Origin of the sequence: Streptomyces sp. yr375 (assembly GCF_900110755.1) — a bacterium.
GTDB lineage: Bacteria > Actinomycetota > Actinomycetes > Streptomycetales > Streptomycetaceae > Streptomyces.
The window spans coordinates 12,831-27,669 of the sequence record NZ_FOFF01000028.1 but is presented as its reverse complement, the minus strand read 5'-3'; the positions used below and the strand labels follow the sequence as shown (position 1 = coordinate 27,669).

Genomic DNA, 14,839 nt, shown 5'->3' with positions numbered 1-14,839 from the left:
TGCCGCACCCCCACGCGTCTTGGCGACAGCGGCGGCCCGCCGGTCACCGTCAGACGGTGTGCGTCAGACGGTGACCGTCATGCTCGGCAGGGCCAGGTCCATGTCCACCGGGCGTTCGTCGCCCGTGTGGGTCGCGGAGCTGGCCAGCGGTCCGTGGCCGGTGGCCTTGGCGGCGAGGACGTACGCGCCCCGGGCCGGGACGGCGAGGGCGTAGCCGCCGTCCTCGTCGGACAGGGTGGTGCCGGCCTGCCGGCCGCGGCGGTCGATCAGGGTGACCTTGGCGCGGGCGACCGGCGCGCCGTCGGCGTCCAGGACCCGTCCGCGAAAGCCCCGCAGCGCTTCCTGCGCGCGCTCCAGGTTGGCGTCCTCCTCGCTGCTGGCGCGCAGTTGCGCGGCCGTCGAGGGGCGCTGCTGCTTCGGCAGGAAGAGGGCGAGGAGCAGGCCGACGGCGACGGCGGCCGTGGCGATCAGGAAGGAGACGCGGAAGCCGTGCATGGTGGGGACCGCGACGCCGCCCACGTCGTTCGCGGTGTTGGCCAGCACCATGCCGATGACGGCGCTCGACACCGACGTACCGATGGACCGCATCAGGGTGTTGAGGCCGTTGGCCGCGCCGGTCTCCGAGGCCGGGACCGCGCCGACGATCAGCGCGGGGAGGGAGGAGTAGGCGAGGCCGATGCCGGCGCCCAGCAGGACCGCGATGACGAGGCTCTGCCAGGCGGCGCTCATCAGGCCGAGGCCGGCGCCGTACCCGATCGCGATGATCAGCATGCCGAGGATCAGGGTGAACTTGGGGCCGTACTTCGCGGACAGGCGGGCGTAGACGGGCGCGGTGATCATCATCGTCAGGCCGAGCGGCGCGACGAGCAGACCGGCGACGACCATCGACTGGCCGAGGCCGTACCCGGTGGCCTTCGGGAGCTGGAGGAGCTGCGGCAGGACCAGGGAGACGACGTAGAACGAGACGCCGACCATGATCGAGGCGAGGTTGGTGAAGAGGACGGCGGGGCGGGCCGTGGTGCGCAGGTCCACCAGCGGGGCCTTCACCCGCAGCTCCATCAGGCCCCACAGGAGCAGGACGACGGCCGCGGCGGCGAAGAGTCCGAGGGTGGTGCCGGAGGTCCAGCCCCAGTCGCTGCCCTTGGTGATCGGCAGCAGGAAGAGCACGAGGCCGGCGGAGAGGCCGATCGCGCCCAGGACGTCGAAGGTGCCCTCGGCGCGGGCCGGGGACTCGGGGACGACGACGAGGGTGAGGCCGATCGCGAGGACGCCGAGGCCGGCGGCGCCGTAGAAGAGGGCGTGCCAGTCGGCGTGCTGGGCGACCAGGGCCGCGGCGGGCAGCGCGAGACCGCCGCCGACGCCGATCGAGGAGCTCATCAGCGCCATCGCGGAGCCGAGCTTCTCGCGGGGCAGCATGTCCCGCATCAGGCCGATGCCGAGGGGTATCGCGCCCATGGCGAAGCCCTGGAGCGTACGGCCCACGATCATCATGAGCAGGTCGCTGGTGAGCGCGCTGACCAGGGCGCCGACGACCATCACGGCGAGGCTGAGGATCAGCATGCGCCGCTTGCCGTACAGGTCGCCGAGGCGGCCCATGATCGGGGTGGCCACCGCGCCGGACAGCAGCGTCGAGGTCAGCACCCAGGTGGCGTTGCTGGGCGCGGTGCCCAGCAGTTGCGGCAGGTCCTTGATGACCGGGACGAGCAGGGTCTGCATCACCGCGACCACGATGCCCGCGAAGGCGAGGACCGGGACGACGGCTCCGCTCGTCTGGCGGGGTGGCCGGTCGGTCGTCGTGTGCGTCATGGGGTGGAGCCTCCGGGGGCGGTGCGTCAGGGATACATGGAGAACGAACCTGTATGCATGGGCAACTATTCCGATGCTTCGGCGTACTAACAATTTCTTTAGCTTCTCTTGACGCTTCCCCCCGACCAGGCCCGGCCTAAGCCCAGACCTAAGCCCCGACCGGACTCGCCCCCAGCCTCGGCCTAGGTCCGACCTAGGCCGAAATCCCGATGCAAGGGGTGCAACCCGGTTGAGACCATGACGCCCATGCTGGAAACCGTCGACACCACCCGCGCCCGGACATCCCGCCTCCGCACCCCTCCCCCCGCCTGGCTGCTCGTCGCGCTCGCCTGCGCCGGGCAGTTCCTCGTCGTGCTCGACGTGTCGGTCGTGAACGTGGCGCTGCCGTCGATGCGCGCGGATCTCGGCATGAGCGCGTCCGGCCTCCAGTGGGTGGTGAACGCGTACGCGATCGCCTTCGCCGGGTTCATGCTGCTCGGCGGCCGGGCGGGCGACCTGTTCGGCCGCAAGCGGATGTTCCTCACCGGCCTCACCCTCTTCACCCTGGCCTCACTGGCCGGCGGACTGGCCCAGGAGGACTGGCAGTTACTGCTCGCCCGGGCGGTGCAGGGGCTGGGGGCCGCGGTCCTGGCGCCCGCGACGCTGACGATCGTCACGTCCGCCGTGCCGGAGGGCGCCGCGCGGGCGCGGGCCATCGCGACGTGGACGGCGGTCGGCGCGGGCGGCGGGGCCGCGGGCGGGCTCGTCGGCGGGGTGCTCGTCGACCTCATGTCCTGGCGCTGGGTGCTGCTGATCAACGTGCCGGTCGGCGTGCTGGTACTGGCCGTCTCGCTCCGGAGCCTGGCCGAGAGCCGCGCCGGCGACGGCCGCCGCCTCGACCTGCCCGGCGCCCTGCTGGTCACGGCCGGCCTCGCCACCCTCGCGTACGGCATCTCGCAGACGGAGGCCGAGGGCTGGACGGCGTCCGCCACCCTCGTCCCGCTGGCCGCCGGGCTCGCGCTGGTCGGCCTGTTCCTCGCCGTGGAGGCGCGGACGGCGGCCCCGCTGATGCCGCTCGGCCTGTTCCGGCGGCGCGCGGTGTCGGCGGCGAACGCGGCGATGTTCGTGAACGGCTCGGCCATGTTCTCCATGTGGTTCTTCATGACCCTGTACGCGCAGAACGCGCTGGGCTACACCCCGCTGGAAGCGGGACTGGCGCTGGTGCCGAGCTCGCTGGCCATCGTCTTCGGCTCCAAGATCGCGCCTCGCGTCATGCGCGTGGCCGGAGCCCGCGCCGCGGCCACGCTGGGCACGCTGGTCGCGGCGGCCGGGTTCGGCTGGCAGTCGACGATGCGCGCGGACGGCGACTACGTCACCGGGATCATGCTGCCGGGCATCCTGATGATGCTGGGCGGGGGCCTGGCCTCGACCCCGCTCGCCGCGCTGGCCACGTCGGGCGCGGCGCCGGGCGAGGCGGGCCTGGTGTCCGGCCTGGTCAACACCTCCCGCACGATGGGCGGTTCACTGGGCCTGGCCGTACTGTCCACCCTGGCCGCCGCCCGCACGGCGGGCCGCCACACACCCGAGGCCCTGACCGAGGGCTACGCCCTGGCCTTCCGCACGGGCACGGCGGTACTGCTGGTGGGGACGGCCCTGACGCTGCTCTGGCTGCCCCGAAAAATCTCCGGCGACTGAGGCAACCGGGGGAACCGAGGCGACGGGCCGGGCGGCTGGGCCGCCCGCCCCCTGAGCCCTCACCGGGGTGCGCCGGGGTTCCCGTTAGGGTGGCAGGCGTGTCGTACGCAGGCTCGAACCCCGGCCCCTTCGATCCCTCCGACCCCGCTGCCCCCTTCGGCCCCCCGCAGCCGCGCCGCTCCCCGCTGCGCCGCCCGCTGACCGTGGCGCTCGCCGCGCTCGCGTCCGGGGCGCTGCTGGGCTGGCTGGCGTTCGAGGCGCTGGCCGGCACCGGAACCGGAACCGGCGGGGACGGCGGGCCGGATCAGGGGGCCGGACCGGCGGCCTCGTCGTCCACGCTGCGCAGCCCCGCCGACGGCACGACCGGCGACGGGGAACAGGGTGCTGACGGGGAACAAGGTGCTGACGGGAAGCAGGGTGTCGGCGGCAGCGCCTCCGCCGGGCCCGTCTCCCTCAAGGGCAAGGTCGTCGTCATCGACCCCGGCCACAACACGACCAACTACGAGCACACCGCCGCCATCAACCGCAAGGTGGACATCGGCACCAACTGGAAGGAGTGCGACACCACCGGGACGTCCACCAACTTCGGTTACAGCGAGGCGGAGTTCACGCTGGACGTGGCCCACCGGCTGCGTACGCTGCTGCAACAGCAGGGCGCCACGGTGAAGTTGACGCAGGACGGCGACCGGCCGTACGGCCCGTGTGTCGACGAGCGCGCCCGGATCGGGAACGCGGCGCACGCCGACGCGGTCGTCTCGATCCACGCCGACGGCTCCGCGGCCGGCAACCGCGGCTTCCACGTGATCATGCCGGGCGAGGTGCACGAGGGCGCCGCCGACACCCGTGCCGTCGTCGCCCCGTCGAAGGAGCTCGGCAAGCTGCTCGCGGCCGACTTCGCGCGTACGACGGGCAGTTCGCCGTCCAACTACATCGGCGACGGCTCAGGTCTCGTCACGCGTACGGACCTCGGCGGCCTCAACCTGTCGACCGTTCCCAAGGTGTTCATCGAGTGCGGCAACATGCGCGACGGCAAGGACGCCGCGCTGCTGACCAGTGACGCCTGGCACCAGAAGGCGGCACAGGGACTCGCGGACGGCATCACGGACTTCCTGAACCGATCTTCCTGAACCGCTCGTCCTGAACCGTTCTTCCTGAACCGCCCCTCCCGAGAGAGCACCTTCCGCCGAGACCGGCGCGCTACCTACAGCACCCACCCCGTGACACTCCGCGTTTTGGCAGTCCCTTGTCTATCCGCTGGCCATACGTTGTGCCCGGCTTTACCCCGATTCTGTGAAAGTGAAAACCGTCCCCACCCCAAGAGGGGGACATTCACCGACAACAGGAGTTCGTGATGAAGCGTCAGACGCGCAACCGTGCCGCCCTCGCCGCCGGTGCGGCCGTATTCGCCGCCGCCACCCTCACCGCCGGGGTCAGCGTGGCCGCGCCGGAGCACCGCACGTCCCACGCCGGACACGACCACTCGTCGTACGGCAACGGCCACGGCGACCGTTCGAGCAAGCCCAGCACGCCCGCCAAGGCGACCAAGGCCACCAAGGCGCAGATCGCGGCCCTCTTCGACGGCTGGAACAAGGCGCTGCAGACCGGTGACTCGCAGAAGGTCGCCGCCCGCTACGCCCCGGGCGCGGCGCTGCTGCCCACCGCCTCGGACCAGATCCGCACCACGCACGCGCAGATAGTCGACTACTTCGACAAGTTCCTGAAGATCAAGCCGGTCGGCGAGAAGGTCAGAACCGTCGTCGACGTCCTGGACAACGACACGGCGATCGACACCGGGCTGTACAAGTTCCACGTCACCGACGCGAAGACCGGCAAGAAGAGCACGATCGCCGCCCGCTACACGTACGTCTACGAGAAGATCGGCGGCAAGTGGCTGATCGTGAACCACCACTCCTCGGTACTGCCCGCAGCGAGCTGAGAATTGAGGGCTTTTGAGGGACAAGCTGAGGGAATCGTGAGTTTCCTGCGCGGGTAGTGATCAGTGGGTTGATCCGGGCGGACAGCGCAATCGTGCGGACGATAGTGTCCTCCCTACGATGAGGGGCCACCCCCGCGCTTCACACCGGGGCCTGAGGGCGACATGGTGACAGCGACGCCTCTACTGATACCTGTATGCGTACCGATGACGAGACGACTCACGAAGGACCTGAAGTGAATATCCGCTCCCTCACTCGAGGCGACGGCGTGGTGATCGGAGCAGCGGTGTTGCTGTTCATCGCGTCGTTCTTCGATCTCTACTCGATCGACGGGATCCCTGCCAGCTACGACATGCCCAGTCTGTGGAGCAGCGGGCCGGTCCTGTTCAGCGTCGTTCTCGCGGGGATCATCGCCGCCGCACTCGTGGTCGTCAGCAGGCCGCTGCCGCAGGTGCCCAAGGTCGCCGGTCTCGACTTGCGCCAGTTCGGCGTGGCCTTCGCGGTCTTCGCCGCGTGGAGCGCGCTCGGCAACGTCTTCGACCCGTCCGGTGGTTACGACAACGTCGGCGACAGCACGAACAGCCCCAGCCCCGGCACCGGCCTGATCCTGGCCCTCATCGCCGCGCTGGCGCTGGCCGCCGCCGCCGTCGCCACCCCTCTCGTCCCCGCGCTGCAGGCCGGCCTCATCCCGGCGCCCAAGCCGCCGGCCCCCCAGCCCTACGGCGCGCAGCCGCCCGCCGGTTACGGCTACCCGGGCGCGCCGCAGCCGTCGGCGTTCGGCGGTCAGCCGTACCAGGGACAGCCGGGGCAGCCCGGTCAGCCGGGCCAGCCGGGTCCGTCGCCGTTCGCCGCCCAGCCGGGTCCGGCGCAGCCGCCGGCCGCGGACTTCTCGCCGTTCTGGTTCGCCGTGCCGGTGCCGCGTCCGCTGTACGCGGAGGACGGCCAGCCGATGCCGATCGCCGAACTGGCGCCGGGCACCTGGTACCTCGCGGTCGAGCAGGGCTCCCAGGGCCTGGTCGCGCAGACCCAGGACGGCCGGCGCGGTGTCCTGCGGGACGCCTCCGGCATCCAGCGCGGCTGAGCGGCCCGCCCAGGACCACACAGCACACTTCACGTACGGCCACGGCTCCTCGCCCTTCCGGGCGGGGGGCCGTTGTCGTACAGTCGCAGCTCGCCCCACGGGGTCTGACGGAACGTCAGGAGGCTGGTATGCGGCTCGGTCTGGCGCTCGGCTACTGGGGCCGCGGCCCCGACCCCGGCCATGTGGAGCTGGCGCGCGAGGCGGAACGGCTCGGCTACGACTCCGTCTGGACGGCGGAGTCGTGGGGCTCGGACGCCTTCACCCCCCTGACCTGGATCGCCGCCCGGACGTCAACGATCAAGCTTGGTACGGCGGTTGCCCAGATGGCGGCCCGCTCCCCCACCACGACCGCGATGCACGCCCTCACCCTGGACCACCTCTCCGGCGGCCGGATGATGCTCGGCCTCGGCCTGTCGGGCCCGCAGGTGGTCGAGGGCTGGTACGGCCGGCCCTTCCCCAAGTCGCCGCTCACCGCGACCCGGGAGTACGTGGACGTCGTACGCCAAGTCCTGCGCCGGGCGGCCCCGGTGGAACTGGACGGCCGGTTCCACCCGCACCCCTACCGCGCCCCGGACGCCACGGGCCTGGGCCGGCCGCTCAAGTCCATCACCCACCCGCTGCGCGCCGACCTGCCGGTGCTGCTGGGCGCGGAGGGGCCGCGGAACGTGGCCCAGACGATCCGGATCGCCGACGGCTGGCTGCCGCTGTACTGGTCGCCGAACCGGCCGGACGCGTACGGCCCGGCGGTGGCGGAACTGCCCGAGGGCTTCCGCGTCGCCCCGCTCACCCGGGCGCTGGTCTGCGACGACGTCGCCGAGGGGCTGCTGCCGGTGAAGGCCATGCTCGGCTTCTACATCGGCGGCATGGGCCACGCCACCCGCAACTTCCACGCCGACCTGATGGCACGCATGGGGTACGAGGAGCAGGCCCGGCGTATCCAGGAACTGTTCCTGGCCGGCCGGCGCGAGGAGGCCGTACTCGCCGTCCCGGACGCCTTCGCCGACGAGATCTCCCTCGTCGGCCCCCGCGCCCGGATCGCCGAACGCCTCCAGGCCTGGCGCAAGGGCCCGGTGACGGACCTCCTGGTCGTCGCACCGGACCCGCACACCCTGCGAGTCCTGGCCGAGCTCAACTCCTGAGCCTGTCTGGCTCGCTGGCTCGCGAACTCTCAGGCGCAGCAGTCCACTTCGAGTCCGAGCGGGAGCTGTTCGCCGCCGAACACGGCGCAGGTGGCGTCGTGGCCGCCGAGCGCGGCGACGGCGAGCACCAGCGAACCGGCCGTCCAAGTGGTCAGCTCCCGGGGCCAGATGGCCTGGTCCTCGAACACGAACCCGGTCCAGTACAGCCCCGACTCCGGGTCGCGCAGGTGCTGGATCCACTGGAGGATCTCCAGCGCCCGGTCGGACTCGCCCATCGCCCAGAGCGCGAGGGCGAGTTCGGCGGACTCGCCGCCCGTCACCCACGGGTTCGGGACGACGCACCGCACGCCCAGCCCGGGGACGACGAACCGCTCCCAGTCCGCCTCGATACGGGACTTGGCCTCCGCGCCGGTCAACGCGCCGGCCAGCACCGGGTAGTACCAGTCCATCGAGTAGCGGTCCTTGTCGAGGAACCGCTCCGGATGCCGTCGTATCGCGTGCCGCAGCGCGCCGGCCGCCAACTCCCAGTCCGGCTGCGCCTCTTCGCGCTGCTCGGCGATGGCCAGCGCGCAGCGCAGCGCCTGGTGGATCGAGGAGGAGCCGGTGAGGAGCGCGTCGGCGGTCGGGGTGCCGTCGTCCGCGCGCCGCCAGCCGATCTGCCCGCCGGGCTGCTGGAGCCGCAGCACGCACTCGACGGCCGCGTAGACGGTCGGCCACAGGCGGTCGAGGAACATGTCGTCGCCGGTGGAGAGGTAGTGGTGCCAGACGCCGACGGCGATGTAGGCGACGAAGTTCGACTCGCGGCTGCGGTCGGTGACGTCGTCGTGGGCGCCGTCCGCGTAGGCCGCGAACCACGAGCCGTCCTCGTTCTGGTGCCGGGCCAGCCAGTTGTAGGCCCGCTCGGCGGCCGCGTGCTCGCCGGCCGCGTCCAGCGCCATCGCGGCCTCGGTGTGGTCCCACGGGTCGAGGTGGTGGCCCCGGAACCAGGGGATCGCGCCGTCCTCACGCTGCACGGCGAGGATCCCCGCGACGGTCTCGGCGGCCTCCTCGGCGGTGAGGACCCCGGGCAGTACGAGGTGTTCTGTCCGGGGAGTGGTCACCGCGCGTCCACGGAGGGCAGGTGCGGCTTGGTCGCGTACGCGACGAAACTCTTGCCGATCAGCGGGTTCAGCGCCTGCTCGGCGACCCGCGTCGCGAGCGGCTTCTTCATGATGTCCCAGACCAGCAGCTTGTGGTACGCCCGCACCGGCAGCGCACGGTCGTTGTCGACGCCGAACGCGCACTTCAGCCACCAGTACGGCGAGTGCAGCCCGTGCGCGTGGTGGGTGCCGTACGGCTTGAGGCCCGCCTCGCGGATCTTCGCGAGCAGTTCGTCCGCCTTGTAGATGCGGATGTGGCCGCCCTCGACCTCGTGGTAGGCGTCGGAGAGGGCCCAGCAGACCTTCTCGGGGCCGTAGCGCGGGACGGTGATGGCGATCCGCCCGCCGGGCTTCAGCACGCGCACCATCTCCGCGAGCACGCCCTTGTCGTCCGGGATGTGCTCCATGACCTCGGAGATGATGACGACGTCGAAGGAGTCGTCGGGGAAGGGCAGCGCCAGGGCGTCGCCCTCCATGGCGGTGGCGGTGGCGCCCTCGGGGGCCTCGCCGGCCTCCTTCATCGCCGCGAACCACTTGGCGACCTCGCGGATCTCCCCGGCGTTCTGGTCGAGGGCCACGACCTGCGCGCCGCGCCGGTAGCACTCGAAGGCGTGCCGGCCCGCCCCGCAACCGAGGTCCAGGACCCGGTCGCCCGGGGCGAGCGGGAACCGGGAGAAGTCGACGGTCAGCACGTGGCCCTGCTTTCACGATCGGATACTTCAGCTACTTCAACTACGTCAGACGCTTCAGGTGCTACGTCGATGGGGTCACCGGCGTCGACGGCGCCGGCTATCGCCTCGCGGTAGCGGGCCACGGTGCCCTCGGCGGCCCGCGCCCAGGTGAAACGGTCCAGCACCCGTTCCCGGCCGGCCGCGCCCAGCCGGGCCCGCAGCTCGGGGTCGTCCAGGAGCCGGCTCAGGCCGGCGGCGAGCGCGCCCGCGTCGCCCGGCGGCACGGCGAGGCAGGTCTCCCCGTCGCGCCCGGCGACCTCGGGGATCGCCCCGCCGGTCGTGGCGATCAGCGGGGTGCCCGTGGCCATGGCCTCGGCGGCCGGCAGGGAGAAGCCCTCGTACAGCGACGGCACGCAGGCGACCTCCGCCGAACGCACCAGGTCGACCAGTTCGGGGTCGGAGATGCCCTTGACGAACTCGACGGCGCCTTCGAGGCCGTACCGCTCGATCGCCTGGGCGACCGGCCCCTCCTGCGGGCGCTTGCCGACGATGACGAGGTGGGCGTGCGGGTGCTCGGTGCGCACCTTCGCCAGCGCCTCGACGAGGAAGACCAGGCCCTTGAGGGGGACGTCCGCGCTGGACGTCGTCACGATCCGGCCCGGCAGCCGGGGCACGGCGGGATCCGGCGCGAACAGGTCGGTGTCGGCGCCTATGTGGACGACGTGGATACGGTCGTCGGCGACGCCGAGGTGGTCGGCGATCTCCTGGCGGGAGGTGCCGGAGACGGTGAGCACGGACGGCAGCCGGCGCGCGACGCGCTTCTGCATCCGGGTGAAGCCGTACCAACGGCGCACGGACGCACGGCGTTTGAAGCCCTCGGCGGCGTCCAGCTCCAACTGCCGGTCCACGGTGATGGGATGGTGGATGGTGGTGACCAGCGGAGCGCCGACGTCCCCCAACAGCCCGTAGCCCAAAGTCTGGTTGTCGTGTACGACGTCGAACTCCCCGCGCCGGGCGCGGAGATGGCGGCGGGCGCGGAGGGAGAAGGTCAGCGGCTCGGGGAAGCCGCCGGTCCACATCGTCGCCACTTCGAGGGCGTCGATCCAGTCGCGGTACTCGCCGCGCTTCGGGGTGCGGAAGGGGTCGGGCTGGCGGTAGAGGTCGAGGCTGGGCAGCTCGGTGAGGGAGAGGCGGTCGTCGTGGCCCGGGTCGAGCACCGGATAGGGCTGGGAGCCGATGACCTCGACGCGGTGCCCGAGACGCACGAGCTCACGCGAGAGATGCCGGACGTAGACACCCTGGCCCCCGCAGAACGGGTTCCCCTTATACGTGAGGAGCGCGATGCTGAGCGGTCGCTGTCCGTCGGCCGCGAGATCATGCCGGGACCCCGCCTGACTGGCCTCCGCGGTCACTCCGGGCCCCCTTCTGCCTGCAATATCCCGCGAGACTACGACGGGACGCTAATCTAGAACAAGTTTCAGACTTGATCGTCCGGGAGGCTCTGAATCTACCGGCAGGTAGGAGCGCTGTGAGCAGTGGATCAGGTGATCCACGCCACCAGGACGGTCACGGAACGGACCGGAACGGGACCCATGCCACCCATGACACCCACACCACCGCCACCGTCCTCACCCCTCACCGAGCGGCAGGAGGCGCGCCGCCGCCGGATCCTGCACGCGAGCGCGCAGTTGGCCAGCCGGGGCGGTTTCGACGCGGTGCAGATGCGGGAGGTGGCGGAGTCCTCGCAGGTCGCGCTCGGCACCCTCTACCGGTACTTCCCGTCCAAGGTGCATCTGCTGGTCGCCACGATGCAGGACCAACTGGAGCACATGCACGGCGCGTTGCTGAAGAAGCCCCCGACGGGCGAGCGGGCGGCGGACCGGGTCGCGGAGACCCTGATGCGCGCTTTCCGCGCCCTCCAGCGTGAGCCGCATCTGGCGGACGCGATGGTGCGCGCCCTGACCTTCGCCGACCGCAGCGTCTCCCCGGAGGTCGACCAGGTCTCGCGTCAGACGACGGCGATCATCCTCGACGCGATGGGCCTCACCGACCCCACCCCCGCACAGCTCTCCACGGTCCGCGTCATCGAGCACACCTGGCACTCGGCGCTCATCACCTGGCTGTCGGGCCGCGCCTCCATCGCCCAGGTCCGCATCGACATCGAGACGGTGTGCCGGCTCATCGACGTGACGGACCCCGAGGCGCACGAACACGAATAGGACCGGGCACGGGACGGGGGGTACAGCGCCCGGGCACACGAAAAGGACCTACGAGACGATCGGGGGTTCCTTCGGGTCCGGTACTGCGACCTTCAGGTCCCTCAGCCCGTCCGTCGACGTCGGCCGCAGCGGATGCCCGTACCTCTCGGCGTCTCGCTCCAGTCGGCTACTCCGGTCGGACTCCCTCATCTCGCCTCGTAGGCCACTACCAGAGTAGAACGCCCAGGACGGGATTGAACACCCCAAAAGGGGTATTTTTCACTCCTCCGGTGGGAACACCGCCTCCCCACTGCCCACCAGCGTGATCATGATGGCCTCGACCGGGCAGCTCTCGGCCGCCGCGAGCACCCGCTCGTTCGCGTCCGGGTCCGGGTCGACCGGATGCGACTGGCGCGCGGTGTCCAGCCGGAAGTCCTCGGCCGCGTGGTGGATGCACTGGGCGGAGCCGATGCACAGGGCGCGGTCCACCTCGACGTGCCACCGGTCCCCCATGGCCCCTCAGCCCTCCCAACCGGCCGGCAGATGGATCATCTTGTGCTCCAGGTACTCGCCGAAGCCCTCGGGCCCGAACTCCCGCCCCAGCCCGGAGTTCTTGTAGCCGCCGAACGGCCCGAGCATGTCGAGGCTGAAGGTGTTCACGGAGTACGTCCCGGTACGGACCTGCCGCGCGACCTCGATGCCGTGTGCCACGTCGGCCGTCCACACGCTGCCGCTCAGCCCGTAGTCGGAGTCGTTCGCGATCTTCAGCGCCTCGGACTCGTCGCCGTAGGGCAGCAGGCAGATCACCGGACCGAAGATCTCCTCGCGGGCGATCCGCATCGAGTTGTCGACGTCGCCGAACAGGGTCGGTTCCACGTACCAGCCGCGTTCCAGGCCCGCCGGACGCCCGCCGCCGGTGAGGATCTTCGCGCCCTCGTCCTGTCCGATGCGGATGTAGTCGAGGTTCCGGCGCTGTTGCCGCCGCGCCACCAGCGGGCCGACCTGGGTCGTCGGGTCCAGCGGGTCGCCGACGACCAGTGCCGCGGCGGCGGTGGCGAGGGCGTCCGCGAACTCGTCGTAGCGCGAGCGCGGCAGCAGGATGCGGGTCTGGGCCACGCAGGCCTGCCCGTTGTTCATCCAGGCGGCGGAGACGATCTGGGGGACGGCCGTGGCGAGGTCCGCGTCGGGCAGGACGATCGCCGCCGACTTGCCGCCGAGCTCCAGCGTCACGCGCGTGAGGTTGCGCGCCGCGACCTCCATGACCCGCTTCCCGGCCGCGACCGAGCCGGTGAACGCGACCTTGTCGACGCCCGGATGCCCGACCAGGTACTCGCTCACCTCGCGGTCCGCGGGCAGGATCGACAGCACGCCCGTCGGCAGCCCGGCCTCGCGTGTGATCTCCGCGAGGAGGTACGCGTCGAGCGGCGACTCCGGGGACGGCTTCAGGATCACCGCGCACCCGGTGAGCAGCGCGGGCGCGAGCTTGGCGGCGGCGACGAACTGCGGCACGTTCCACGGGACGACGGCGGCGACCACGCCCACCGGTTCGCGCCGCACGAGGATCTTCCCGAGCACGCCGTCCCGGCGCTCCTCGTAGGTGAAGTCGCGCGCGACCTTGATCGCCGAGTCCCACACCATCATCGCGCCGAGGGCCTGCGCGAGGACGCTCCAGGAGTACGGGGAGCCGTTCTCGGAGGAGATCACGCGGGCGATCTCCTCGTGGCGCACGGCGATGCCGTCCTTGATTCGGGTGACGACGGCGATCCGCTCGTCCAGCGACATACGCGGCCAGGGCCCCTCGTCGAAGGCGCGGCGCGCCACGGCGACGGCCCGGTCGACATCGGCGGTCGACGCGTGCGGCACCCGCCCGATGACCTCCTCGGTGTGCGGCGACACCACCTCGATGACGCCCTCGCCCAGGGGATCGGTCAACTCCCCACCGATAAAAAGCTGTCCGTGTTCCACGAGCTCGGCCATGGCCACTGCCTTCGTCTCTGACGGCATACCCGACGACATGTCTGACGGTGCATCACACAATGCATCTGACGGTGTTTCAGAAACTGATACCAGTTCCAGTTACAGTGGGCAATGGCCTTGAGACGGAGGGCAGATGGTGGAAGGTCGGCACGGAGAGCAGACGGCGGGGACGTTCGATCACGGTGGGGGTGTGCGGTCCCTGCGGGTCCCCATCCCGGACAATCCGCTCGGCCACACACTCGTCTACGTCGTCGACACCGACCGCGGGCCGGTGCTGATCGACACCGGCTGGGACGACCCCGCCTCCTGGGACGCCCTGACCTCGGGACTGACCGCCTGCGGGACCTCCGTGGCCGAGCTGCACGGTGTCGTCATCACGCACCACCACCCCGACCATCACGGCCTGTCGGCCAAGGCGCGGGAGGCGTCCGGGGCGTGGGTGGCGATGCACGCGGCGGACGCGTCGATCGTGCGGCGGACCCGGGAGACCCGCCCCGAGCGCTGGTACACGTACATGGCCGACAAGCTGGCCGCCGCCGGAGCCCCCGCCGACCACCTCACCCCCCTGCGCACGGCCCCGCGCCGTACGCCGCCCGGCTTCTCCCCCGCCCTGCCCGACCGCGAGATCGTCCCCGGCGAACTCCTCGACCTGCCGGGCCGCCGGCTGCGCGCGATCTGGACCCCGGGCCACACCCCGGGCCATGTCTGCCTTCACCTGGAGGAAAGCCACCCGTCCCAACTCCCGGGACACGGCCGCCTGTTCTCCGGCGACCACGTCCTGCCCGGGATCACCCCGCACATCGGCCTCTACGAGGACCCCGACGACGCCACCGTCACCGACCCCCTCGGCGACTACCTCGACTCCCTCGAACGCGTCGGCCGCCTCGCCCCCGCCGAGATCCTCCCGGCCCACCAACACCCCTTCACCAACGCCCCGTCCCGCGTACGGGAGTTGCTCACCCACCACGAGGACCGCCTCACCGGCCTGCTGTCCCTCCTGGCCGAGCCCCGCACCCCGTGGCAGCTCGCCGAACGCATGGAGTGGAACCGCCCCTGGCCACACATCCCCTACGGCTCACGCAACATCGCCGTCTCCGAAGCCGAGGCCCACCTCCGCCACCTCGTCAAACAGGGCCGAGCGGAAGCGGTGCCGGGCAGCGATCCGGTGACCTACCTGGCGGTTCCTACCTGTCGGTAGAGTGACCGCGTCGTCATCACAC

At 71.4% G+C, this 14,839-nt stretch carries 13 protein-coding genes; 7 read left to right on the top strand and 6 right to left on the bottom strand.

The features are described from left to right. Nucleotides 1-63: 63 nt before the first annotated feature. Nucleotides 64-1,806 (bottom strand): MFS transporter, encoded by a 1,743-nt coding sequence (locus BMZ82_RS24995; RefSeq protein WP_093779510.1) that lies wholly within the window; start codon nt 1,804-1,806, stop codon nt 64-66. A gap of 237 nt (nt 1,807-2,043) precedes the next feature. Between BMZ82_RS24995 and BMZ82_RS24990 the strand changes: the two genes are divergently transcribed. The 5 genes from BMZ82_RS24990 (at nt 2,044) to BMZ82_RS24970 (ending at nt 7,634) form a co-directional block, all read left to right on the top strand. Beyond that, a complete protein-coding gene (locus tag BMZ82_RS24990) occupies nt 2,044-3,480 on the top strand; it encodes a DHA2 family efflux MFS transporter permease subunit (protein ID WP_093779508.1) in 1,437 nt (478 codons plus the stop codon). Nucleotides 3,481-3,578: 98 nt separating this feature from the next. Beyond that, on the top strand, nt 3,579-4,607 hold the full coding sequence (locus tag BMZ82_RS24985) for an N-acetylmuramoyl-L-alanine amidase (RefSeq protein WP_093779506.1): 1,029 nt from the start codon (nt 3,579-3,581) through the stop codon (nt 4,605-4,607). A 224-nt stretch (nt 4,608-4,831) separates the two neighbouring features. Next, nucleotides 4,832-5,416 (top strand): SgcJ/EcaC family oxidoreductase, encoded by a 585-nt coding sequence (locus BMZ82_RS24980; protein ID WP_093779504.1) that lies wholly within the window; start codon nt 4,832-4,834, stop codon nt 5,414-5,416. A gap of 233 nt (nt 5,417-5,649) precedes the next feature. Continuing rightward, nucleotides 5,650-6,495 carry a DUF5336 domain-containing protein gene (locus BMZ82_RS24975; RefSeq protein WP_093779502.1) on the top strand — a complete coding sequence of 282 codons (846 nt, stop codon included), beginning with the start codon at nt 5,650-5,652 and terminating at the stop codon, nt 6,493-6,495. 128 nt (nt 6,496-6,623) lie between these two features. Further along, a complete protein-coding gene (locus BMZ82_RS24970; RefSeq protein ID WP_093779500.1) occupies nt 6,624-7,634 on the top strand; it encodes an LLM class F420-dependent oxidoreductase in 1,011 nt (336 codons plus the stop codon). A gap of 29 nt (nt 7,635-7,663) precedes the next feature. Here the strand turns inward: BMZ82_RS24970 and BMZ82_RS24965 are convergent, their stop codons facing one another. Genes BMZ82_RS24965 through BMZ82_RS24955 form a run of 3 tightly spaced genes read right to left on the bottom strand, consistent with a single transcriptional unit; the run spans nt 7,664 to nt 10,856 of the window. Continuing rightward, on the bottom strand, nt 7,664-8,734 hold the full coding sequence (locus tag BMZ82_RS24965; protein ID WP_093779498.1) for a prenyltransferase/squalene oxidase repeat-containing protein: 1,071 nt from the start codon (nt 8,732-8,734) through the stop codon (nt 7,664-7,666). Continuing rightward, nucleotides 8,731-9,465 carry a class I SAM-dependent methyltransferase gene (locus tag BMZ82_RS24960; RefSeq protein WP_093779496.1) on the bottom strand — a complete coding sequence of 245 codons (735 nt, stop codon included), beginning with the start codon at nt 9,463-9,465 and terminating at the stop codon, nt 8,731-8,733. Before BMZ82_RS24960 ends, BMZ82_RS24965 begins: the two co-directional genes overlap by 4 nt. Further along, nucleotides 9,459-10,856, bottom strand: coding sequence for a glycosyltransferase family 4 protein (locus BMZ82_RS24955; RefSeq protein WP_256252083.1), 1,398 nt, complete (start codon nt 10,854-10,856; stop codon nt 9,459-9,461). The genes BMZ82_RS24960 and BMZ82_RS24955 overlap by 7 nt, the downstream gene beginning before the upstream one ends. Nucleotides 10,857-11,036: 180 nt before the next feature. Between BMZ82_RS24955 and BMZ82_RS24950 the strand changes: the two genes are divergently transcribed. After that, nucleotides 11,037-11,663: a TetR family transcriptional regulator gene (locus BMZ82_RS24950; protein WP_371271302.1), complete on the top strand. Its 627-nt coding sequence runs from the start codon at nt 11,037-11,039 to the stop codon at nt 11,661-11,663. Between the two features lie 258 nt (nt 11,664-11,921). Here BMZ82_RS24950 and BMZ82_RS24945 read toward each other — a convergent pair whose 3' ends face one another. Next, a complete protein-coding gene (locus BMZ82_RS24945; protein WP_093779492.1) occupies nt 11,922-12,155 on the bottom strand; it encodes a ferredoxin in 234 nt (77 codons plus the stop codon). Between the two features lie 6 nt (nt 12,156-12,161). Further along, nucleotides 12,162-13,619, bottom strand: coding sequence for an aldehyde dehydrogenase (locus BMZ82_RS24940; RefSeq protein WP_093779490.1), 1,458 nt, complete (start codon nt 13,617-13,619; stop codon nt 12,162-12,164). 133 nt (nt 13,620-13,752) lie between these two features. Here BMZ82_RS24940 and BMZ82_RS24935 point away from each other — a divergent pair, with 133 nt between their 5' ends. After that, entirely contained in the window at nt 13,753-14,817 is a 1,065-nt protein-coding gene (locus tag BMZ82_RS24935; RefSeq protein WP_093779489.1) for an MBL fold metallo-hydrolase, read from the top strand. Nucleotides 14,818-14,839 lie beyond the last annotated feature (22 nt).